Annotated in this window: 15 protein-coding genes; 11 read left to right on the top strand and 4 right to left on the bottom strand. The window is 58.6% G+C overall.

The annotated features are described in order from the left end of the window. Positions 1–439: 439 nt before the first annotated feature. Positions 440–4987, top strand: coding sequence for a cytochrome c3 family protein (locus DBW_RS14840; protein ID WP_197463655.1), 4548 nt, complete (start codon positions 440–442; stop codon positions 4985–4987). Positions 4988–5131: 144 nt separating this feature from the next. Next, positions 5132–5395 carry a hypothetical protein gene (locus DBW_RS18625; RefSeq protein ID WP_157471914.1) on the top strand — a complete coding sequence of 88 codons (264 nt, stop codon included), beginning with the start codon at positions 5132–5134 and terminating at the stop codon, positions 5393–5395. 329 nt (positions 5396–5724) lie between these two features. On the opposite strand, the gene DBW_RS14835 is transcribed toward DBW_RS18625, so the two are convergent. Then, the gene (locus DBW_RS14835; protein WP_066728432.1) at positions 5725–6129 is read right to left on the bottom strand and encodes a type II toxin-antitoxin system VapC family toxin; all 405 of its coding nucleotides are present in this window, start codon (positions 6127–6129) and stop codon (positions 5725–5727) included. Continuing rightward, a complete protein-coding gene (locus tag DBW_RS14830) occupies positions 6117–6389 on the bottom strand; it encodes a type II toxin-antitoxin system Phd/YefM family antitoxin (RefSeq protein ID WP_066728431.1) in 273 nt (90 codons plus the stop codon). The genes DBW_RS14835 and DBW_RS14830 overlap by 13 nt, the downstream gene beginning before the upstream one ends. Before the next feature lie 131 nt (positions 6390–6520). Between DBW_RS14830 and DBW_RS14825 the strand changes: the two genes are divergently transcribed. Then, the gene (locus tag DBW_RS14825; protein WP_066728429.1) at positions 6521–7396 is read left to right on the top strand and encodes an REP-associated tyrosine transposase; all 876 of its coding nucleotides are present in this window, start codon (positions 6521–6523) and stop codon (positions 7394–7396) included. A 30-nt stretch (positions 7397–7426) separates the two neighbouring features. On the opposite strand, the gene vapC is transcribed toward DBW_RS14825, so the two are convergent. Both vapC and vapB read right to left on the bottom strand, forming a co-directional pair. Then, positions 7427–7849 (bottom strand): type II toxin-antitoxin system tRNA(fMet)-specific endonuclease VapC, encoded by a 423-nt coding sequence (gene vapC, locus DBW_RS14820; protein WP_066728427.1) that lies wholly within the window; start codon positions 7847–7849, stop codon positions 7427–7429. Beyond that, on the bottom strand, positions 7843–8085 hold the full coding sequence (vapB, locus tag DBW_RS18245; protein WP_082820384.1) for a type II toxin-antitoxin system VapB family antitoxin: 243 nt from the start codon (positions 8083–8085) through the stop codon (positions 7843–7845). The genes vapC and vapB overlap by 7 nt, the downstream gene beginning before the upstream one ends. Before the next feature lie 752 nt (positions 8086–8837). Here vapB and DBW_RS14810 point away from each other — a divergent pair. The 8 genes from DBW_RS14810 to DBW_RS18620 all read left to right on the top strand — a co-directional run bounded on the left by DBW_RS14810 (position 8838) and on the right by DBW_RS18620 (position 24155). After that, the gene (locus DBW_RS14810) at positions 8838–11261 is read left to right on the top strand and encodes a PAS domain S-box protein (RefSeq protein WP_197463654.1); all 2424 of its coding nucleotides are present in this window, start codon (positions 8838–8840) and stop codon (positions 11259–11261) included. Further along, on the top strand, positions 11261–12694 hold the full coding sequence (locus DBW_RS14805) for a sigma-54-dependent transcriptional regulator (protein ID WP_066728421.1): 1434 nt from the start codon (positions 11261–11263) through the stop codon (positions 12692–12694). The genes DBW_RS14810 and DBW_RS14805 overlap by 1 nt, the downstream gene beginning before the upstream one ends. A 495-nt stretch (positions 12695–13189) precedes the next feature. Further along, complete coding sequence (locus tag DBW_RS14800; protein ID WP_066728420.1) at positions 13190–13606, top strand: MarR family transcriptional regulator; 417 nt, start codon at positions 13190–13192, stop codon at positions 13604–13606. A gap of 182 nt (positions 13607–13788) precedes the next feature. Continuing rightward, entirely contained in the window at positions 13789–19824 is a 6036-nt protein-coding gene (locus DBW_RS14795; protein WP_066728418.1) for a CxxxxCH/CxxCH domain c-type cytochrome, read from the top strand. 144 nt (positions 19825–19968) lie between these two features. Beyond that, the gene (locus DBW_RS14790; RefSeq protein ID WP_082820382.1) at positions 19969–22041 is read left to right on the top strand and encodes an SGNH/GDSL hydrolase family protein; all 2073 of its coding nucleotides are present in this window, start codon (positions 19969–19971) and stop codon (positions 22039–22041) included. Next, positions 22038–22238 (top strand): hypothetical protein, encoded by a 201-nt coding sequence (locus DBW_RS14785; RefSeq protein ID WP_066728416.1) that lies wholly within the window; start codon positions 22038–22040, stop codon positions 22236–22238. The genes DBW_RS14790 and DBW_RS14785 overlap by 4 nt, the downstream gene beginning before the upstream one ends. Before the next feature lie 4 nt (positions 22239–22242). Continuing rightward, positions 22243–24000, top strand: coding sequence for a carbamoyltransferase family protein (locus DBW_RS14780; protein WP_066728414.1), 1758 nt, complete (start codon positions 22243–22245; stop codon positions 23998–24000). Further along, positions 23997–24155 carry a DUF5989 family protein gene (locus DBW_RS18620; RefSeq protein WP_157471911.1) on the top strand — a complete coding sequence of 53 codons (159 nt, stop codon included), beginning with the start codon at positions 23997–23999 and terminating at the stop codon, positions 24153–24155. Before DBW_RS14780 ends, DBW_RS18620 begins: the two co-directional genes overlap by 4 nt. Positions 24156–24183: the final 28 nt, after the last annotated feature.

Here is a 24183-nt window from a genome sequence, read left to right as displayed (position 1 = left end):
TGGAACCAATCGGTTGGTGGTGCTGATGGTGCAGGCGCACACTAATAACACCACGTCGACGACGATAACCATGACCTACGGCGGGCAGACCGCCACCCCGGCTGTCAATTCTGCTAACAATCAGCGCCGCCAAGTCTGGATCGCGACCCTTAAGGAATCCCAGCTCGCGGCTGCGACCGACAATACGATCACCATTAGTTCCAACAATATCGGCAGCGGTTACATCCTGCATGTGGCGACCTACGGAGGCGTTGATCAGACGACGCCGGTCACCGCCAGCGGGAATATCTATTCCGGGACAACCACGGTAAACAACTACAACTGGAGTACCGCGATCAACGTGAATGCCGGCGGGTATGGCATTGTCGGCTCAGTTGCCAGCCAAACCCTGACGAGCCTTGGCGCCAACGAGGCCTACACGGAATATGGGGAAACAGCGGTGGGTACAGCATACGCCGGGATCTCGGACAAGGCGTATGCGACGGCCGGAACGACCCTGCCGAATCTGGTCAGCATTGCGAATGCCTATTCAGGTCTGGCCGGAATAACCTTGAACCCGTACATAGTTACCGACAGCACGCCCCCGTCCGTCGGCACCGTGACCATCACCAGCCCGGCGGCGAACACGGCAACCTATGTTCCGGCTAATGTCACCTTCAGCGCGGCGATCACCGAGCCGCAGTCGACTCCGACCTGTCAGTACACCACCAACGGTTCGACCTGGAGTGCCGGCGTCATCTCCGGTGCCTCTTCACCTTACACCTGCACGGCAACGGTGACCGGCCTGACCGGCGCGGTAACGCTGAACATCCGGGCCAGTTCTCTTGGTGGCGGCCCCACCACCGGCACTGCTCTATCACGTACCGTCGACGCGACTGCTCCGGTTACCACCGCGGCGCCGGCGGCCGGCACCTACACCAGCGATCAGAACGTCACCCTGACCCCTTCCGATGCCGGCGTCGGTGTGGCGAGCACGGTTTACTGCGTCGATGCCACCAATACCTGTACCCCGGGCTCGAATGGCCTGACGTTCGGAACCGGGACGGCGGTCACCGTAGCCGGGGTAGCCGACAGCAACGTCGTGCGCTACCTGCGCTACGCCTCGACCGACCTGTTCGGCGCGGCCGAAACCGTCAAAAGCGCAACCTACAATCTCAATCGTGCCGAAGCGCCGACCATCAACACCTTCAGCGCTCCGGCCACAGTCGTTGACACCGCAGCGCCGCTGGTGATCACGCCGATCACCTTCACTGCGACCGATAACGTCGGGGTCACTGGCTACATGATCACCGTCGATAACGCAACGGCTCCGCTCGCCACCGATGCTGGCTGGAGCCCCACCGCTCCGACCAGCGTTACCGTTGGTGCTTACGCTACCTACACTCTGCGTGCCTATGCCAAAGATGCCGCCGGTAACGTTTCGGCTGCCTCGACAGCCAGTGTCACGGTTCAGAACTGCGTCGAATCCGGCACGGTCAGCGTTTCCATCAGCCCCGATCCGGGTGCGGGCAATATCGGAATTTCCGGTGTGACCGTCACCGCCAATCTCGGCGGTGGTGCGACCAACGGTCTGGTGCGCTGGCGTGAGAACGGCACGGCATGGTCCGCCTGGGTTGCCAGCGGCGCGACCTACACCCCGACCAACAAGTCCACCGGTACAGTGGACTTTGAAGCCATGGCCGATGGCAATTGTGGCGCAACCAGCCCGGTCTATTCGACCCCTCTCAGCCGCACTTTTGAAACCCGTGTGCCTGCCTTGGAGCCGACCGTGCAGAATGCCCAGCAAAACGGTCTGACCGCGATTCGCGTTATGTTGGTCTATTGCAATGACCTCAATGGCAACGGAACCTTCCAGGTGGAATACAAGCTGAGCACCGAACCGACCATCTGGACAACGGCCGCCAACACGCCGACCGCCGATGGTGGTGCCGGCGATGCCGATGGAACGAGAAACGAAACCGTTGTTATTGACCTGACCGGCCTGACAACCGGTGCGACCTACGATGTCCGTATGACCTATATCGATGGCACCGACGGTGTTATCGGCACGGCGGTCTACACAACCCAGGTTCAACTTGTCGCATGGGCCGATAATCCGATGCTGCATAACAGCCTGCGCTTCCCCGGCACCACCAAGCATGCCGGTGACTGGGGCACCTCCACCGGTTATGGTGGTGGTTTCCAGTGCAGCACCTGCCATGACAAGGAGACCGGGAACGTTAAGCGGATCAAGGCGCAAATCAGCTTCCCCGATGGCAGCAACATGCCGAATGGCGCTTTGAGTGCAACCGTCAGCCTGCAAACCGTGGAAGATGGCAGCTCCGATTTCGGTAATGATGCCGGTGGACATGCCAGCTCCAACAAGATCTGCGAAGTTTGCCACAGTGCGACCAGCTATCACCGCAATGACACCAGTGGCCAGACTGTTACCGATCACTACAATCAGGCCGACTGTATCAAGTGTCATCAGCACAAAGTCGGATTCAAAGCCGACTGCGTTTCCTGTCACGCCAATCCGCCAATCAATGCGGGTGGCCTGGATTCCAGCGTCGGTACCGGCAGCAGCACCGCTGGTAAGCACGCTTACCACGTAACCACCAAGGGTTACGGCTGTAACACCTGCCATACCGGATGGGAAACCTCCGGTGAAATGCCCAAAAACGGCAACATCAATGTTGGTTTCAATATTGTTCTTGGCACGACGACCGATACCACTGGCGCCTATGATGGTCGCAGCACCGGCGGTGGTTACACTGCAGCCGCCGGAACCAGCGTCACCACCGGCAACGGCCTGAGCTGTTCGGCGATCTATTGTCACGGTACAGACACTCCGGCCTGGACAGACGCCGGAACAGCCGTCTGCGGTACCTGCCACGGTACGGCGACCGGTATGCCTTCGGCGACTCCAGGTGACGGTGACCTCAGTGGTGCAAACAGCGGTTCTCAGGTTGGTAAGCACTTTGAGCACGTTGATGCGACTCGCGGCAATCTGCCGTGCAGTACCTGTCACCTTGATCGTGGTTTCGGGACCGCTGACCATGTCAATGGCACGGTCGATATCTGGTTCGATACCACCGTGGCCGGTACCAGCGCGACCTACAACACCAATACCAACACCTGCAGCAACCTGAGTTGTCACATCAGCAAGGTGTGGGATACCGCAACACCGGCATCCTGTGATATGTGCCATGGTTACCCGCCGACTCCGACAACCCTGCACGTGACGGGAGCGACTCCGGTTGACCACAGTGCGGCCAACATTGCCGGCAAGCACAACGAGTGTAACCTCTGTCACGGTTATAGCCTGGCCAACGGGGCCACGGACAATACCGCTAACGGTGGTGACCAGTACCAGGTCAGCTACCACCGTGACGGTAACATCGAGATGAACGGTATCTCAGCACCGGATAACAGCCAGAGTGCGCAATATGATTCCGGCACTGCCGGTTGCGCCAAGGCCTGCCATGCAAATGATGCCGCCCATCAGATGACCAGCTCCGGACTGACCGTCGTGACTCATGAGTATGGCAGCGGCTCCTGTACCGGTTGCCATGATGGTAGTGGCAACCCTGGTGATGCAACCACCGTCAATGACAACAGTCCGCATGCTCTGGCAACAACAGGCCTGACCTGTGAGGAATGCCACGGCAGCCACGGTGGCGGCACCATTGAGATTCCGAACAATACGATCGTTGGCATCAACTACACCGCCAACGGTGAAGCCGGGATCGCCCTGGGCGTTGCTGTCACCGCCCCGGGTGCCACCGAGGCAGAAATCTGCTGGAATTGCCACAGCGGCGCCGGTGTCTCCGAATGGGGCACCAATAACAATGCCGACGGCATCACTTACAACTACGGCACTCTCAACCAGTCCAACTGGGTTGGTGCCACCTGGACCAGTGCTGTCTTCAGCTACAAGACCGGCGCCATCCAGTCGACCCATACGGCCAACTCGGCCGGCACCTCGGCGGTCAGCGGCGCCAACTACGCCAAGACCGAAACCCTGGATGCCGTGAGTAACATCCGTTGTTCCTACTGCCACGATGTTCACGATCTGAACAAGCTGGCCAGCGACAGCAGCACCGGCAAGCCTTACCTGCGCGGTACCTGGAAAGGCAACCCCTACAACGAGGACGGCGCGCCGCGTAGCGGTGCGGCCGGGACCTGGCTCAGCGTTAGCTTTGGCGGCGCCACCAACACGGTGCCACGGGCCAACGCCGCAGCCAACAACAGCACCACCAAGGGCGGCTACTGGATCGACCAGAACAGCGGTGATCCGAACAGTACCGCCACCCTGGCAAACAGCGCTGGTCTCTGTACTCTGTGCCACGGCAGCAACGTTGACACCATGGACCAGACCACTGGCGAGAACCTGTGGGTCTCCGGCGGCAACGGCCACCAGAACGCCGTCATCGGCGGCAGTGGCACCACCGCCACCGCTAACAACATCTTCTCGATCCGCAAGCGCGGCAGCAACCAGGTGTGGGATGATAACGGCAGCAGCAACTACTACATGTCCATGGGGGGCTGGACACCGCAGATGGCCCGCCGTGCCTACGGTTATCGTGGTGATGCGGGCAGCATCGCCATTACTCCGAACCTGTCTGGTGAGCACCGTTATTTCTCTGGTTTCCAGTGGGATAACCCGCCGGCCGGTATGGCGCTGCAGGTTGATGACTACACAATGGCCGGCAACAGCACGACAACAGTCGGTGCGATTACCCAGAGTCAATACCACACCTTCAACTGCGGCAAGTGCCACAACCCGCACGCCAGCCGCCTGCCGAAGCTGATGATCACCAACTGTCTCGACACCAAGCAGAACACCTGGGACAATACGTTTAACACTGGAGCCCCCGGCGCACCATCACCCTGGACCGGCACCTATGTCTCCCAGTGGCCGACGGCGCAGAACTGTCACCGCCTGGCGGATGACCACAGCACCACCTCGCGCGGCGCGGGTTGGAACACGGTCACGCCTTGGTAATGATGTATGGGGGCACTGCTTCGGTGGTGTCCCCGCCTAACCATTTTTCTAGGAGTCAATCATGAAAAAATATATGAAACCTGGCATCGTCGGCAGCAGCAACGTGCACCCCTGCTAGAATCATCGTTAATATCACTGTAACAAATGGCCGCCCCCGACACGGGCGGCCATTTGTTTTGCTCTGCTGTTGAGTATTTCTTGAAAAGGCCGTTACTGAACAGCGATAATGACGTCATGATTTCAAGCACGCTGAGTAAAAACCTTCTGGCTGTTTGTGCCGGCATTCTCCTCTTTTTGGTTCTGGAGGGAATCCTTGCCCTGGCCGGTGTTCCCAGGCTTGCCGATGAAGACCGCTTTGTCGGTTTTACTGGTCGAGGGGTCAAGTCTTGCAATCACATATTACTGTGATACCGTATGTCACAACAACTTCGTATCGAATATCCCGGTGATGTTTAGGTTTATCATGTCACCTCGCGCGGTAATGCCCGCCTGCGATTTTTATCGATGATGACGACCGTAAGGGTTTTTAGACCGGCAGGAGCTGGATGCCGCATGGATTATGGATATGCGATGAAGGATATCGCCGACGTTCTTGGAGTCCATTACGTAACGGTAAGCCGGGCAGTGAAGAGGGTTGAAAGGAAATTATTTGAATGCAAGACTTGACCCAATGCCCCTCTTGGAGTCTGCGGCAGGTCTCCTGTAGCTATCTTGTGGCAACCCTTTGGCCTTTTGGTTCAGATACTGGCCAGATCAAGTCCTGGGATGTCCTCAAAATCGCGTTTGTTGCGAGTTAACAGGGTGTGGCCTTGTTGAATGGCTTGGCTGGCCAACCAGAGATCCTGGATTCGACCGCGCGGTTTTTTGCCCTGGAGTTGGATCGTCGCAGCCAGGCTGCCGAAGGTTATTGCGGTGCCGGCGTCTATAGTCAGCAGGGGTTTGCGTTGCAGGCGACGCAACGCAGCGAGACGCTTTTGGCGGACGCCGGGATCGGAGGCGATTTCAGCGCCGAATGTCAATTCTGCGATGGTGACAGGGGAGAGGTAGACCGGTTCGTTGCCGGTGAGGTTGGCGATGTCTGCGGGGGTCAGGGTGCCCTGCTCAACATCAATCCAGATGCAGGTATCGATCAGGAACCCCATGGGTCGCGAACCTCCGCAGCAAGAGATCCCTCTTTGTCGACCCGGCGGCTGTCGGCCAGCCAGCCTTTACCGGCCTCAGGGGGCAGAGTTGCGTAGATATCAGCCATGGCTTCCAGGGCAGTCATTTCACCGGGCCCAGGTACCAGTCGCCCGATCTGGCGTTGGTTTCGCTCAATAATGATTTCTTCCGGTTCACTGACCAACCGGTCAAGCACCTGACGCAGGTTCCGAGCCAGGTCTGTTGCGGTAATCGTGCGCATAATTGATTCCCTTTGCCTTTAAGTATGATGTAATCATACTTTACATACTCTGGGCAGTTTTGACAAGGCAAGAAGACGAAGATCCCGGGGTCAAGTCTTGCAATCACCCCTTTTCGTGTTAGGGTAACTTCATGTCACGACAACTACGTATCGAATATCCCGGGGCGGTTTATCATGTCACCTCGCGCGGTAATGCCCGGCAGGCGATTTTTATCGATAACGACGACCGAGAAGTTTTTCTCCGGGTTCTTGAGGCCACCATTGGTCGTTATCACTGGCGCTGTCATGCGTACTGCCTGATGGGCAACCATTACCATCTGCTGATCGAAACGCCCGAGGCCAACCTGTCGCGGGGGATGCGTCAGCTTAATGGTGTCTATACCCAGACCTTCAACCGGCGCCACGGTTCGGTCGGGCATCTTTTCCAGGGGCGCTACAAATCAATCCTGGTCGACAAGGACACTTACCTTCTCAACTTATGCCGCTACATTGTGCAGAATCCGGTGGCCGCCGGTCTCACGTCAACGCCCTCCGACTGGCCGTGGAGCAGTTATCTCGCGACGGCCGGGCTTGTCCCTGTACCTGATTGGCTGAGCGTCATCTGGTTACGAGCTCAGTTTTCTGAAAACGATGATCAGGCGCGCGTTCTTTATCGGGAATTTGTTGAGCAAAATCAGATTTCATTCAATCCCTGGGATGCGCTGTCCTGCCGCACGATTCTTGGTGCCGAAGAGTTTGCCAAAGCCCTTGAACCACTGTTGCGCGACAAGGAGTCGCAACCAGAAATCCCGAAACCGCAACGTCTCGCCATGCGCCCAACTCTGCGTGAGGTGCTCAAGCCGGAAAATATTTCAAACCGGCAGGCCCAGGATGCTGCTGTCTATCGTGCCTATGTCGATTATGGGTATGCGATGAAGGAGATCGCCGAGGTTCTTGGGGTCCATTACGCAACGGTAAGCCGGGCAATGAAAAGGGCTGAGAGAAAAATGTGTGAGTGCAAGACCTGACCCCGGCATGATCACTCAAAGTCCCCCGATTTATGTTGCCGAATCCGGGGTTGCTGTTGCCCAGTTTTCAAGGATAAGGCCTGGTATCCTGGAAAATTCTTTTACATTATTGGACACCAGTTGCAACCCACAAGCTCTCGCGTGACCGGCAATCATCATATCGTAGGGTCCGATGGGTTGCCCTTTGCGGTAGAGGTCGGCGCGTATCTGCCCAAAATGCTGTGCGGCTTTGTTGTCAAACGGAAGGACTTCGAGGCGGGATATCATTGACTCTATGTCTGCCAGGTTTCGTTCTATCTGCTGAGAATTTTCCGCGCCGAAAACCAATTCCCCCAAGGTTACAGTCGAAATACACATTTGGCCTTCATGCTGCTTGAACATAGTTCTGACCTGTGCGGGACGATTTTTGAGCGTGTAGATAATGATATTTGTGTCAAGCATATACTTCAGCATGGCCACTTTTCTCGCAATTGATCGTCGGGCTGTTGGCGCTCTGCCATGAAATCTGCCGATACTCCCGGGGAATCAAACCAATCATCCCAGGATTGACCAACCGGTGAAATAATTCGTGTATTTCCAATGGCAGTAATTTCAACGTCTTGAATTGAATCAGGAAAAGCGATCGCTTTGGGCAACCTTACGGCCTGACTTTTGTTGCTTTTGAAGACGCGAGTTCGCACGCTTGGCATAATAGATCCCTCCGGCCTCTTTGAAACGTTCGTTTTTGCTGTTTCATTTTAAAGAAGGTAAGTGGGATATGTCAAGGGGATATGCTTGGCCGCCGGTCTCAGGTCAACGCCCTCCGACTGGCCGTGGAGCAGTTATCTCGCGACGGCCGGGCTTGTCCCTTACCGGAATGGCTCTCAACCCGGAAAATATTTCAAACCGGCAGGCCCAGGATGCCGCTGTCTATCGTGCCTATGTCGATTATGGGTATGCGATGAAGGAGATCGCCGAGGTTCTTGGGGCCCATTACGCAACGGTAAGCCGGGCAGTGAAGAGGGCTGAGGGAAAAATGTGTGAGTGCAAGACTTGACCCCGGCGCCTAATGAGGTTCTTGGGGCCCATTACGCAACGGTAAGCCGGGCAGTGAAGAGGGCTGAGGGAAAAATGTGTGAGTGCAAGACTTGACCCCGGCGCCTACTTTAATTGCCTATAAAGTGTGAAACACCAGTGCTGAAAAATCACTTGTTGTAACAGCTCACTCCTGACTTCCTATCTTCCCCGGGTTCCCTGGATCGAGCACTTTCCGTGGGGACCGCCCGTATTAGGCTCCAGTCGAGCAGGCTCCTGATCCTTCCATACATCGAAACAGTTGACCCCCACCCTTCGCGACTGTTAGAAAGGGATGGAAATAGTTCTCCAAGATCTGCGCCTGGCAAGCAAGGGAACTTGTTTGATGAAAGATGGTTTGAAAAAAAAACGGTCAGGAAAATTCAGCTTGGTCAGCGATCGGCGGTTCCGTCTTCTGTGGGTTGTCGGGGTGGTGGTCGCCCTTAACCTGATCGCCTGGATTCTCGCCGACCGCTTCATCCTCGCCAACTTCCGCCAACTGGAAGAAGAACGGATTCGCGAGCAGACTGTTCGGGCCCTCAATATCCTCGGCCAGGACCAGGAATACCTGCGTCGGATGCTGGTCGATGAAGCCTACTGGGACGAAACCTATGCCTTTGCCGCCGCCCCTGGTTCGACGGTGATGGCTGACAACTTCACTGGCGACACCTTTGAGTCGAACCGCTTGTCCGCGGTGGTCGTCATCGCCCCCGACGGGAAACTCCTTTTTTCCCGGGGCTATGACCTCGAGGCCCGCAGGCTGGCAGCGCTCCCTGCCGGTTTGGCTGAAAGACTACCAGCTCTGCAGTCCCTGCTCGGCAACGGACAGGCAGATTCGGCCCGTGCCGGGCTCCTGTTCGGAGGGGGGGAAAACCCGCTGATGGTGGCCGTCGCACCGATTCTCACCACGGCGGCAACGGGACCCAGTCGGGGTGCCATGATTTTTGCCCGCACCCTGACCCCCGGCAAGATAGAAAAGCTGAAATCGCTGGCCCTGCTTGACCTGAAAATTCACCTGGCATCGCAGTCGGGAGGCCCACCCGGAGTGATCACTTTGGTTCGGGCTGGAGATGAGACCATCTCCGGCCATGTCGACCTGCCGGGAATCCTGGGTCGCCACCGGGGGAGCCTGGAAGTAACGACAGCCCGTACCATCTATGCCAGCGGCCGGGCCAGCGTCGAATATTTTCTCGGCTGGGTTCTGGCGACCAGCCTCATGTTTGGCTGCCTTTTCTACTGGCTTCTCGACCACATGGCCCGCCAGTCGGAAAAGGGGATCAGCCGCTACCGGCTGCTCTTCAACGGCAACCCGATCCCGATGTGGGTCTACGATGCGCAAACCCTGCAGTTTGCCGATATCAACGACGCCGCCATCGCCCAGTACGGCTATTCACGGGACGAATTCAAGAGCCTGACCATCCTCGACCTGCGTCCGGACTCGGACGCCGAGGTGGTGCGGGAAGGGGTCTCCCGGCTGATCGCCGACGGGCGGGAGGGGCAGGTGATTCCGCGGGCGGTGGGGGTCTGGTCCCATCGCCGCAAGGACGGCAGTCCCCTTGAAGCCGAGGTCAGTGTCGTACCCTTCCGGCTCAACGGCCGCTGGTCGGTACTCGCCTCCGCCCTCGATGTGACGGAAAAACTTGCCGCCGAGAAGGCGCTGCGCTCCTCCGAGGACCGCTATCGCCAGCTGTTCCAGAACGCACCCCTTCCCATGTGGGTGGTCGACATGGAGAGTCTGCGTTATCGGGACGTCAATCAGACCGCCATCGACAAGTACGGCTATTCCCGCGAGGAATTCCTGGCGATGACGATCATGGATATCCGCCCGCCGGAAGATATCGAACGCCTGCGGGAATCGGTCTTCCGGGCCAAGACCGGCCAGGAAGAGGTTGGCAACTGGCGCCACCGCTGCAAGGACGGACGGATACTGGAGGTGGAGATCGTGCTGCGGGATATCCCCTTCGCCGGGCGTTCGGCGCGGCTGGTGATGGCCAACGACGTCACTGAAAAGGAGAACCTGCGCCGCGAGGCGGACCAGGCGTCACGGCTGGCGGCGCTCGGCGAACTGGCGGCCGGCGTCGCCCATGAAATCAACAATCCCAACGGCATGATCCTGATAAACCTTGGCCTGCTTGGCGATTTCTTTCGCGACGCCGAACCCCTGCTGGAAGAGATCTGGCGCCGGGAGGGGGGGGTGTCGCTGGCCGGCCTCGATTTCGGTCTCCTGCGTCGGGAGCTGCCGGAAGCGATCGCGGAGATGCAGAAGGGGGCGCGCAAGGTGCGCTCGATCGTCGAAGACCTGAAGAATTTCGCCCGCCCGGCCCAGTCGGACCAGTTCGAGCCGGTATCCATCGGGGAGGTGATCGAAACGTCGTTGCGGCTCACCGCCAGCGCCGTGAAAAAAGCCGGCGCGTTGCTGGTGACTGAAATCGACAAGGAACTGCCGCCGGTGATGGGAAGTTTTCAGCGGCTGGAGCAGGTCGTGATCAACCTGCTGCTCAACGGCTGCGAAGCGCTGCCGGAGCCGGGGCGGGAACTTGCCGTTGCGGGGCGCGCGCTGGAGGATAAGGGCCTGGTACAGATCGTTGTCCGGGACCAGGGCGTCGGTATCCGCCAGGAGGATCTGTCGAAAATCTTCGACCTCTTTTTCACCACCAAGCGGGACGCGGGCGGGACCGGCCTCGGCCTGTCGGTTTCGGACCGGATCGTCCGTGAGCATGGCGGAAAACTTAAATATGATTCGGTGCCGGGCCAGGGGACTACGGTCACCCTGACCCTGCCCGTTCTGCCGCGACCCAAGGAGAAAGACTGATGCGTGGAACCGACTACCCGGCGCTGCCGGTGCTGATGGTGGACGACGAGGAGGCCTGGCTGCGCAGCATGGCGCTGATGCTGGCCCGCAACGGTGGCATCACCAACGTCCTCAAGTGCAACGACAGCCGCCAAGTGATGGAGATCCTCGCCCGGCAGGCGGTGAGCCTGGTGCTCCTCGATTTGACGATGCCACATCTCTCCGGCAAGGACCTGCTCAAGGAGATCGGGGAGAGCTACCCGGAGGTGCCGGTCATCATCCTCACCGGCCGCGACCGGGTCGAGACGGCGGTCTGCTGCATCAAGCTCGGCGCCTTCGACTACTTCGTCAAGACGGCGGAGGACGACCGGCTTCTGGCCGGCGTCCAGCGGGCGCTGCGCATGTTCGAACTGGAGCGGGAGAATCGCAAGTTGACGGTCAGCTTCCAGAAGGAGCAGCTCGACTATCCCGAGGCCTTCAGCGCCATTGTCACCGCTTCCGACAAGCTCCACGGCCTTTTCCAGTATGTCGAGGCGGTGGCCAGGAGCGTTCAGCCTGTGCTTATTACCGGCGAGAGCGGCGTCGGCAAGGAGCTGATCGCCCGGGCGATTCACCAGATCAGCCGCCCGGACGGCCCCTGGGTGGCGGTCAATGTTGCCGGGCTCGATGATGACGTCTTCTCCGACACCCTCTTCGGCCATGTGCGCGGCGCCTTTACCGGCGCCGAGCAGGCGCGCAAGGGTCTGGTCGAGGAAGCCGATGGCGGCACCCTCTTTCTCGATGAAATCGGCGCCCTGGAGCCGAAAGCGCAGCTCAAGCTGCTGCGCCTGCTGCAGGACGGCGAGTACTTCCCGGTCGGCAGCGACCGGCCGCGCCGGGTCAACACCCGGATTCTCGCCGCCAGCAACCAGGACCTGGAGGCGCTGCAGGCCGCCGGCAGCTTCCGCCGCGACCTCTTCTACCGTATCCGCACCCACTACGTGCATATCCCGCCGCTGCGCCAGCGCCCCGAGGATATCCCGCTGCTGCTCGACCACTTTCTCGACGAGGCGGCGCGGGAATTTGGCAAGCGCAAGCCGACGCCGCCGGCGGAACTCGCCAAGCTGCTCGCCACCTACCATTTTCCCGGCAACGTCCGGGAACTGCGCGCCATGGTCTTCGACGCCGTCGGCCTGCACCAGTCGCGCAAGCTCTCCATGGAGCCCTTCAAGCGCCTGATGGGCCGGGCGGATGCGCAGGACACCGCCGCCAGCCATTATCCGGGGAGCGAAGAGGATGACGGACTGGAACCCGCGGTGATCTTCGGTACCCGTCTGCCGACGCTCAAGGAAGTCGTCGATCAGCTGATCGAAGAGGCCGGACGCCGCGCTGACGGCAACCAGACGATCATGGCCGGCATGCTCGGCATTTCCCGCCCCGCACTCAATAAACGCCTGAAAAAACAGACGGATTGACCTTTTTCTCCGTCTGGCCGTCCCCTTCCCGCCAATCCCCGCATCCCCCCGGCATATGCCCGAGGTGGGACCGCCCCTAGACGGCGTCGCCCCGCCTCCCGCCGGGCGCTCCCATCGATTTCCGCTCCCCCTCCCCAGCAAAAAACCATGTGAAAAAAGTTTTCCTGTTGCCTGTTCGCACATCAGCTGTAGCGCTAGAAAAAACTGGCCATTATGGTTAAAACAGGAATCAGCACGAAACTAAATTGAAAAAAGTTACACCCTTTGCTATTTGCTTGCATCTTGTAAAGCGCCATATTCTTTTAAATTATTTAAAAAGGAAAAATTTGGCATCGAAATTTATTTTTTCATGCGACGCCGGCCGTGAATGAGTGAATTTCTGCTGGAATAAATATTGCTAAAAACCGGCATGTCAATATTTTGTCAATACGCCAGAAGACTATTTAGCTCATGCCGGAGCAATGGGCAGAGAATGAAGGGAAGCAGGAGTCGGGAATGAGGGAAGTATCCAACATGCTGGAGGCGATGGAGTTGCTGCGCAGGCGGGTACATCGGGAGATGCCGATCCAGCATATCGTCCTGTTGCTGACCGTTGCCGAGAACCCCGGCATCACCATGCCCGAGCTGGTCACCCGGCTCGACATGCCGCAGGGGACGGTCAGCCGCAACGTCAAGATTCTCTCCAGTTACGTGGAGTGGGAGAATGGCGTCGCCCGCACCCGGGGACGCAACCTGTTGCGCACCCTGCCCGATGCCGATAACCGCCACGTCCTTGCGGTATTTTTGACCGGGCGCGGAGAAGCTCTGGTGCAGGAGTTGGGACGTACCGTCGGTGGCAGCCGCTCCGACGGGCTGGCCCCGAAACCGGTGCACCGCAGCGATTACGCGGCCGGCGGGCTCGGGCTGCACTGAATTAGGGTTACGAAAGTTTGGGTGGGCTTAGGGAGCCCCTGACGCCAGGCAGTCAATTCCATCGGTTGGAGTGATTTTATATGAAACCAAGCGTTTGCTCGATGAACGAAAGCGTTAATCCGTTGCCAATGGCATCCGAGGCGAGGACGGCTATGAAAGATGAAATCCAGAGGAGATCAGGGATGTTGAAATTTGCTCATCTGGCCTTGGTGGCCGTGTTTGCGCTGGTGTTTGGGGTTGTGACGAATGCCCAGGCCGCAGTGGTAGTTGATACGCCACTGGCCAATGTGATCAACGTCGCCGCGACCACCGGCAACGGCACGGTGAGCGCAGGGAACGGCACCAACCGCCTGATGGTGCTCGGCTGTACCACCGAGTACGGCACCGCCGGTCCCGGCACCTACACCATTAATGCTAACTACGGCGGCCAGACCTTCACCACCATCGCCAGCAACGGCTCGCAGCGCCAGACCGCCTGGATCGGCTATATCAATGAGACGAAGATCGCCGCGGCCGGCAACACCACCCTGACGGCGACGATCAGCCAGACCACCAACGCCCGTGACCTGATGTGCGGCGTGGTGGTTTACGAGAACGTCGATCAAGGTACACCGATTGCCGGCTCCAACGCCCAGGCCAGTGGCGGCGCGACCAGCCTCACCTTCACCAACATCCCGTCGGCGGCCGATGGCTACGCCGTCTACATCGCCGGCGTCAATAGCCAGACAGCCACTGCGCCTTCCGGCTTTACCGAGGCCTTCGATGTTGCCTCCGGGCAGAGTAGCGGTTCCGGCGGCGACGGCGCCACCACCGGCAGCACCGTCAGCGGCACCGTCACCTTTGCCGGAAACACCCGCTGTGCCCTGGCAATGGCGACGGTCAATCCCTTGCTGTGCTCCGACACCAACGGCTCCGCCGTCACCCTGACAAACCCAACCAACGGTGCCACGGTCAGCGGTTCGATTGCGATCACCACCAACTTGACCAATGCCTCGAACGTCGAATACAGCATCGACGGCGGCGCCTGGACCTCCGATCTGACTTTGTGGAATTCCGCCAATACCCACCCGACCAGCAATACCGCCCCGGTGACTGGCGTCACCGTCGACGTGCGCGCCATCGAGGACGAGTGCGGCGGTTATGTCACCGACAGTATCACCGTCACCGTCGATAATACTTGTAGCGAATCGATCCAGTCGTCGATTATCTGGAATGGCACCAACACGGCCGCCGGTGATTTCAGCGGGGCATCGTTCGTGACATTGACCGATGTTAACACCATGGAATACCAGGTGACGGAAGGGAGCGGGCCGGGCACACCCTTTGAGGAACTCGAATACTTCGACACCGCCGATGATGTCTGCGATTATTCCAGCTGGACAGCCAGCGCTTTCCCGTCAGCGAATTGCGGGGGAACCTTCGATGCCGGGACCGCCGGTGGCCAGTTGTATGTTTTCAACTCGGGACAAAGCACCAATGGTGACGGAACCCTGACCGGTTCCGGTGGCACCGGCCCGACCTCGCTGCACAGCGGCACCTCGCCTCCGGGCGGTTTCCTTTTCATCGAGTCATCCGGTACCGGCCCTTACAACGCGACCTTTACCCGTAACGCTGCCTTCGATGCCAATACCTACGAGCCGAACATCTCCTACGCCTTCCAGGGCTGGGGTGGCAATCTCATCAGCCTGGCGTTTGAAGTCAACGATGGGAGCGGCTGGACCACGGAGTGGATTCTGAACGGTGCCGATGCCAATAACAATGGCAGCTGGCAGACCGCCGACATCAATCTCAACAACGGTACCATCAGTATCGATGGCGGGAACTATGTCTCGACCACGACCGTCGGCGGTAGCGGTACCGCCTACACCAGCGGCAGCCTGCAGATGCGGTTTGTGTTTGACACCAACAGCTTTGCCGGCGACTATGCCCTTGACACCATCCGCGTCTACGGAAACGCCCGCGCGACCGAAAATACCGTGATCCCCTGGACCACCGATCCGATCGCGGCCTCCGGGGTGCTGACCAACGGCAACAGCTACAACCTCTATGCCCGCGGCCTCGATACCGAATGCGGCGTCGCCTACTACGGTGACACTGTCGCCCAGATCGTTTCGCCGGGGACTTCGACGCCCTTTACCTGGAGCGCCTGCACCGAAACCGCGACCCTGACCCTGAACCCGATCACCGATCCGATCACCGGTGATGTCACCGTCACGGCCAGCGGTACCGCCACCGGCATTACCGTCGGCACCACTCCGGCGGCCGGCAATGCCAACGGCTGGGTCTATACCCCGGCCCAGGACGACAACACCACCACCGTCAGTTTCTACGCCACCGGCACCGGCATCTGCGGTCCGCTGACCGCTTCGCAGCTTAACGTCAGTACCAACACCATGGCCGCGCCGACCATCGACAGCTTTAGTGTAAATGCTGTTGTTACCGACACCGCGGCTCCGCTAGAGATTCCGATCAACAGCTTCACGGCATCGGACAATGTGGCCGTGACCGGATACATGATCACCGTCGATAACGCAACGGCTCCGCTTGCGACCGATGCTGGCTGGAGCCCCACTGCTCCGACCAGCGTTACCGTTGGTGCTTACGCAACCTACACTCTGCGTGCCTATGCCAAAGATGCCGCCGGTAACGTTTCGGCTGCCTCGACAGCCAGTGTCACGGTTCAGAACTGCGTCGAATCCGGCACGGTCAGCGTTTCCATCAGCCCCGATCCGGGTGCGGGCAATATCGGAATTTCCGGTGTGACCGTCACCGCCAATCTCGGCGGTGGTGCGACCAACGGTCTGGTGCGCTGGCGTGAGAACGGCACGGCATGGTCCGCCTGGGTTGCCAGCGGCGCGACCTACACCCCGACCAACAAGTCCACCGGTACAGTGGACTTTGAAGCCATGGCCGATGGCAATTGTGGCGCAACCAGCCCGGTCTATTCGACCCCTCTCAGCCGCACTTTTGAAACCCGTGTGCCTGCCTTGGAGCCGACCGTGCAGAATGCCCAGCAAAACGGTCTGACCGCGATTCGCGTTATGCTGGTCTATTGCAATGACCTCAATGGCAACGGAACCTTTCTGGTGGAATACAAGCTGAGCACTGAACCGACCATCTGGACAACGGCCGCCAACACGCCGACCGCCGATGGTGGTGCCGGCGATGCCGATGGAACGAGAAACGAAACCGTTGTTATTGACCTGACCGGCCTGACAACCGGTGCGACCTACGATGTCCGTATGACCTATATCGATGGCACCGACGGTGTTATCGGCACGGCGGTCTACACAACCCAGGTTCAACTTGTCGCATGGGCCGATAATCCGATGCTGCATAACAGCCTGCGCTTCCCCGGCACCACCAAGCATGCCGGTGACTGGGGCACCTCCACCGGTTATGGTGGTGGTTTCCAGTGCAGCACCTGCCATGACAAGGAGACCGGGAACGTTAAGCGGATCAAGGCGCAAATCAGCTTCCCCGATGGCAGCAACATGCCGAATGGCGCTTTGAGTGCAACCGTCAGCCTGCAAACCGTGGAAGATGGCAGCTCCGATTTCGGTAATGATGCCGGTGGACATGCCAGCTCCAACAAGATCTGCGAAGTTTGCCACAGTGCGACCAGCTATCACCGCAATGACACCAGTGGCCAGACTGTTACCGATCACTACAATCAGGCCGACTGTATCAAGTGTCATCAGCACAAAGTCGGATTCAAAGCCGACTGCGTTTCCTGTCACGCCAATCCGCCAATCAATGCGGGTGGCCTGGATTCCAGCGTCGGTACCGGCAGCAGCACCGCTGGTAAGCACGCTTACCACGTAACCACCAAGGGTTACGGCTGTAACACCTGCCATACCGGATGGGAAACCTCCGGTGAAATGCCCAAAAACGGCAACATCAATGTTGGTTTCAATATTGTTCTTGGCACGACGACCGATACCACTGGCGCCTATGATGGTCGCAGCACCGGCGGTGGTTACACTGCAGCCGCCGGAACCAGCGTCACCACCGGCAACGGCCTGAGCTGTTCGGCGATCTATTGTCACGGTACAGACACTCCGGCCTGGACAGACGCCGGAACAGCCGTCTGCGGTACCTGCCACGGTACGGCGACCGGTATGCCTTCGGCGACTCCAGGTGACGGTGACCTCAGTGGTGCAAACAGCGGTTCTCAGGTTGGTAAGCACTTTGAGCACGTTGATGCGACTCGCGGCAATCTGCCGTGCAGTACCTGTCACCTTGATCGTGGTTTCGGGACCGCTGACCATGTCAATGGCACGGTCGATATCTGGTTCGATACCACCGTGGCCGGTACCAGCGCGACCTACAACACCAATACCAACACCTGCAGCAACCTGAGTTGTCACATCAGCAAGGTGTGGGATACCGCAACACCGGCATCCTGTGATATGTGCCATGGTTACCCGCCGACTCCGACAACCCTGCACGTGACGGGAGCGACTCCGGTTGACCACAGTGCGGCCAACATTGCCGGCAAGCACAACGAGTGTAACCTCTGTCACGGTTATAGCCTGGCCAACGGGGCCACGGACAATACCGCTAACGGTGGTGACCAGTACCAGGTCAGCTACCACCGTGACGGTAACATCGAGATGAACGGTATCTCAGCACCGGATAACAGCCAGAGTGCGCAATATGATTCCGGCACTGCCGGTTGCGCCAAGGCCTGCCATGCCAATGATGCCGCCCATCAGATGACCAGCTCCGGACTGACCGTCGTGACTCATGAGTATGGCAGCGGCTCCTGTACCGGTTGCCATGATGGTAGTGGCAACCCTGGTGATGCAACCACCGTCAATGACAACAGTCCGCATGCTCTGGCAACAACAGGCCTGACCTGTGAGGAATGCCACGGCAGCCACGGTGGCGGCACCATTGAGATTCCGAACAATACGATCGTTGGCATCAACTACACCGCCAACGGTGAAGCCGGGATCGCCCTGGGCGTTGCTGTCACCGCCCCGGGTGCCACCGAGGCAGAAATCTGCTGGAATTGCCACAGCGGCGCCGGTGTCTCCGAATGGGGCACCAATAACAATGCCGACGGCATCACTTACAACTACGGCACTCTCAACCAGTCCAACTGGGTTGGTGCCACCTGGACCAGTGCTGTCTTCAGCTACAAGACCGGCGCCATCCAGTCGACCCATACGGCCAACTCGGCCGGCACCTCGGCGGTCAGCGGCGCCAACTACGCCAAGACCGAAACCCTGGATGCCGTGGGTAACATCCGTTGTTCCTACTGCCACGATGTTCACGATCTGAACAAGCTGGCCAGCGACAGCAGCACCGGCAAGCCTTACCTGCGCGGTACCTGGAAAGGCAACCCCTACAACGAGGACGGCGCGCCGCGTAGCGGTGCGGCCGGGACCTGGCTCAGCGTTAGCTTTGGCGGCGCCACCAACACGGTGCCACGGGCCAACGCCGCAGCCAACAACAGCACCACCAAGGGCGGCTACTGGATCGACCAGAACAGCGGTGATCCGAACAGTACCGCCACCCTGGCAAACAGCGCTGGTCTCTGTACTCTGTGCCACGGCAGCAACGTTGACACCATGGACCAGACCACTGGCGAGAACCTGTGGGTCTCCGGCGGCAACGGCCACCAGAACGCCGTCATCGGCGGCAGTGGCACCACCGCCACCGCTAACAACATCTTCTCGATCCGCAAGCGCGGCAGCAACCAGGTGTGGGATGATAACGGCAGCAGCAACTACTACATGTCCATGGGGGGCTGGACACCGCAGATGGCCCGCCGTGCCTACGGTTATCGTGGTGATGCGGGCAACATCGCCATTACTCCGAACCTGTCTGGTGAGCACCGTTATTTCTCTGGTTTCCAGTGGGATAACCCGCCGGCCGGTATGGCGCTGCAGGTTGATGACTACACAATGGCCGGCAACAGCACGACAACAGTCGGTGCGATTACCCAGAGTCAATACCACACCTTCAACTGCGGCAAGTGCCACAACCCGCACGCCAGCCGCCTGCCGAAGCTGATGATCACCAACTGTCTCGACACCAAGCAGAACACCTGGGACAATACGTTTAACACTGGAGCCCCCGGCGCACCATCACCCTGGACCGGCACCTATGTCTCCCAGTGGCCGACGGCGCAGAACTGTCACCGCCTGGCGGATGACCACAGCACCACCTCGCGCGGCGCGGGTTGGAACACGGTCACGCCTTGGTAATGATGTATGGGGGCACTGCTTCGGTGGTGTCCCCGCCTAACCATTTTTCTAGGAGTCAATCATGAAAAAATATATGAAACCTGGCATCGTCGGCAGCAGCAACGTGCACCCCTGCTAGAATCATCGTTAATATCACTGTAACAAATGGCCGCCCCCGACACGGGCGGCCATTTGTTTTGCTCTGCTGTTGAGTATTTCTTGAAAAGGCCGTTACTGAACAGCGATAATGACGTCATGATTTCAAGCACGCTGAGTAAAAACCTTCTGGCTGTTTGTGCCGGCATTCTCCTCTTTTTGGTTCTGGAGGGAATCCTTGCCCTGGCCGGTGTTCCCAGGCTTGCCGATGAAGACCGCTTTGTCGGTTTTGCCGGCAGTACGCCCCTGTTTATCAGGACCGAACCGGATGCAACCGGAGCCAACATCAAGCTGAATCCGGCAAAGGGCGACTACTTTAATCGGCAAAGCTTTCAGATGCCGAAACCCGAGGGAACTTTCCGGGTGATTTCGCTGGGCGGTTCGACAACCTACGGTCGACCATACACGGGTGAGACCGCCTTCCCGCGCTGGCTTGAGCTGCTCGGTAACGAATATGCGGGAGCTGGCCGATTCGAAGTGATTAATGCCGGCGGCATCTCTTATGCCAGTTATCGGGTTGCCCGTCTGCAGCAGGAGTTGATCGATTATGACCCGAATCTCTTAGTGGTCTATTCCGGGCATAATGAATTTCTCGAAGCCCGGACTTTTGATCACCTGAAACACGAAAATCTCTGGCTCAACAGGACACGGCAGCTTTTGCACCAGTCGCGGCTGTATTCGCTTCTGGTAAGCCTGCTTGAGGGCTTGTCGTCAAAAGAGAGCAGCCGGACAATTCTGCCGGATGAAGTGAGCGTGGAGCTGGAAGGAGTGGTCGGCCCCGATTTTTATCACCGCGATGAGGATTTCCGGCGTGGCGTGCTGCAGCAGTACCGGCAATCTCTTCAGGACATGATCGATCTGGCCAGGGAAAAGCAGGTGCTGCTGGTCCTGTGTACGCTGCCGTCGAACCTTTCCGGAGTTTCTCCTTTCAAGTCGGAACATAGGGCGGGTTTGACAGGATCGGAGCTGGAAGAATTCGATCGGCTTTTTTCTCAGGGGAGCCAGGCGCTTCAGCAGAACGAGCCGGCGCGGGCGATGATGGCTTATCGCGCGGCGCTTGAGTTTGACGATCAGTTCGCCCTGCTGCATTATCGGCTCGGGCAGGCCTTGCTGATGAGCGGACTCTATGATCAGGCCTATGCGTCGTTTGTGCGCGCCAAACAGGAGGATATTATTCCCCTGCGGGCTCTTGAGGAGATGAACGGCATCGTGCGCGAACTGGCCGAACTGAACGATGTGCCGCTCGCTGACGTTGAAGCCACCTTCCGCCGGGTTGCGCCCAACGGAATACCCGGTGCAGACCTGTTTGACGATCACGTTCACCCGAATATTCGCGGTCAACAGCTGGTCGCCTGGGTGGTGTTCGATACCCTGGTGAAGGCTCAATCCTTTCCATTGCAGATCGGGGCGTGGCAGCGGATGAGCAGCACTGCCCGGCAGCTACTCCTGAAGTATGAAAACGCAATTCCAGAGCGCTATCGGGCATTGGGACTGTGGGGGGTTGGCCGCCTCTATTTCTGGGCCGGTAAATACCCGGAGGCCCACGTGGCGCTGAAACAGGCCTGGGCAGAGCTCAAGGATATCCCTGAAATTCCGTACAAGCTCGGCACGTTGGAAGTTTTTCGTGGCAACGGCGCCGCAGCCCTGCCTTACTTGAACGCGGCAAGGCAAATGGAACCCGATGACCTCAATACGTCGGTCATGCTCGCCAATGCCTATCTGCTGCAGAAACAGGCAGAAAAAGCTCTCGACGTGCTTTCCGGGCTGCCCGCCGGGGGCGATAACAGCGTCGGCTACCTCTCGGTGCTGGGGCGTGCCCGCCTGCAGCTTGGTGAGCTCAAATCAGGTCTGGATGCACTAAAACGTGCCTATGACCTGAATCAAAATGTCCCGCGTTCGACCAGGGAATATGCCGAGGGGCTTGCCATCGCCGGTCAACTGCCGGCCGCAGAGAAAATGTTTGGGCGGTATCTGCAATTGATACAGTTCCCTGACCCGAGCAAGGCATTGCAGCGATGGGTTAAGGAAAAAGGTTGGCTGACACCACGAGAATGGTTGTCCAGAGAGTTGGGGGAAAAGTGAAACAGAAAATCCTCGTTCTGCTGCAACGTCTCGGCCATTTCCAGGCGCAGCTCTTTCTGACGCTGTTGTTCTGGCTGGTTCTGACGCCCTATGCGCTCCTCCTGCGGCTGGTGACCAGGGACATGCTCCCCGGCGGGCATTGGGTGGCCATGGAGAAACAGCCTGTCACACTCGAAGATCTGCGCCGGTCGTTCTGAAACCATGAATATTCTCGGCATCTCAGCTTATTACCACGATAGTGCCGCGGCGTTGCTACAGGATGGGCAACTGGTCGCCGCGGCCCAGGAGGAGCGCTTCAGCCGGATTAAAAACGATGCGGCCTTCCCGCGCCAGGCGGTCAACTTCTGCCTGGATACGACCGGTCTGGCAGCGGAAGATCTTGATGCCGTTATTTTTTACGATAAGCCGATCGTCAAGTTCGAGCGTATCCTGAAAACCGCTCTGGCCGTTGCGCCACGCGGCTACGGGATGTTCCGCCAGGCATTGCCTGCCTGGATGAAAGAAAAACTCTGGTTGCCGCGAATTTTACGAAATGAGTTGCCCGGCGCCGGTGAATATCTCTTTTCGAGCCATCACCTCTCGCATGCTGCCGCCGCCTTTTACCCGTCTCCATTCGCGCAGGCAGCGATCCTGACGGTGGATGGGGTCGGCGAGTGGTCGACCTGTTCCTACGGGGTGGGTGAGGGCGCCACGATCGACCTGCAGAAAGAACTGTATTTTCCGCACTCGCTCGGTCTGCTCTATTCGGCTTTCACCGCTTACCTCGGATTCAAGGTCAACGAGGGGGAGTACAAGGTGATGGGACTTGCTCCTTATGGGCAGCCGGTTTTTACCGAGCTGATTTATGAGCATCTGGTTGAACGCCATGGTGACGGCGCCTTTTCTCTGAATATGTCTTATTTCGAGTACTGCTCACGCCTGGCGATGACCGGCGACCGCTTTGCAGATTTGTTCGGTGGCCCGCCAAGAGAGGCTGAAGGCCCATTGGTACAGCGCCATCTCGACATCGCAGCTTCGGTTCAGAGGGTGACCGAGGAGCTGATGCTCGATCTGGTCGCCCAGGTCCAGCGTGATACCGGAGAGAAAAACCTCTGTCTCGCTGGTGGGGTCGCTCTGAACTGCGTTGCGAATGGTCGTATTCTGCGGGAAGGGCCCTTCGACAACATCTGGGTTCAACCCGCCGCCGGGGATGCCGGGGGTGCGCTCGGTGCGGCTTATGTGGCGCATTTGGCCATGGGGGGTGAGCTGCCGCAAAAGTCTGGCGGCGATCTGATGAACGGCGCCCTGCTCGGCCCCTCTTTTGCCAACGTGGATATCGAGCCGACTCTTCTCGGCGCCGGGGTACACTTCGTCAAGTTGAATCAGCAGGAGCTTATCGAGAAAACTGTTCAATCTTTGGCTACCGGAAAGATCGGTGGTTGGTTTCAGGGGCGTATGGAGTTTGGCCCGCGAGCCTTGGGGAATCGCAGTATTTTGGCCGATCCGCGGGTTGTCGATATGCAGCGGCAGCTGAATATGAAGATCAAGTTTCGTGAAGGCTTTCGGCCCTTTGCTCCGGCGGTGCTCGCAGAAAGAGCCTGTGAGTATTTTGAGCTTTCCGGAGTGAGCCCTTACATGCTGCTGGTGTGTAAGGTCGCCAAGGAGCAGTTGCTGGCGGTAGAGCAGGCAGGTGAGGGCCTGGAAAAATTGAACATCCCCCGGTCAACCATTCCGGCAGTAACCCACGTCGACAATACCGCCCGGGTGCAGACGGTTGCCGAAGAGACCAATCCACTTTTTTATCGACTTCTGGAACGTTTCAACGTCGTGACCGGGTGCCCGGTCCTGGTCAACACCAGCTTCAACGTCAAGGACGAACCGATTGTCTGTAGACCGCACGATGCGCTAGAATGTTTCCTGAAGACTGACCTCGATTTCCTGGCGATCGGGGATTACTGGGTAGAAAAGGCAGAGACATGAGCTGGTGGCTGACAATTCGTGATTTGGGTAGTTTTATCCGGCAACGCAAAAAATATGTTCTGGCGCCGCTGGTCATCATCCTGGTCTTGATGTCGATATTTATCCTATTGGCGGAGATTCCTGTGTTGACGCCGTTTATTTACGCACTGTTCTAAACTGACGGGCAACGCAAAGCTTAGGGCC

This window comes from Desulfuromonas sp. DDH964 (assembly GCF_001611275.1).
GTDB lineage: Bacteria > Desulfobacterota > Desulfuromonadia > Desulfuromonadales > DDH964 > DDH964.
Note: the sequence above shows the minus strand (reverse complement) of the source record. Positions and strands in the feature narration are given on the sequence as shown.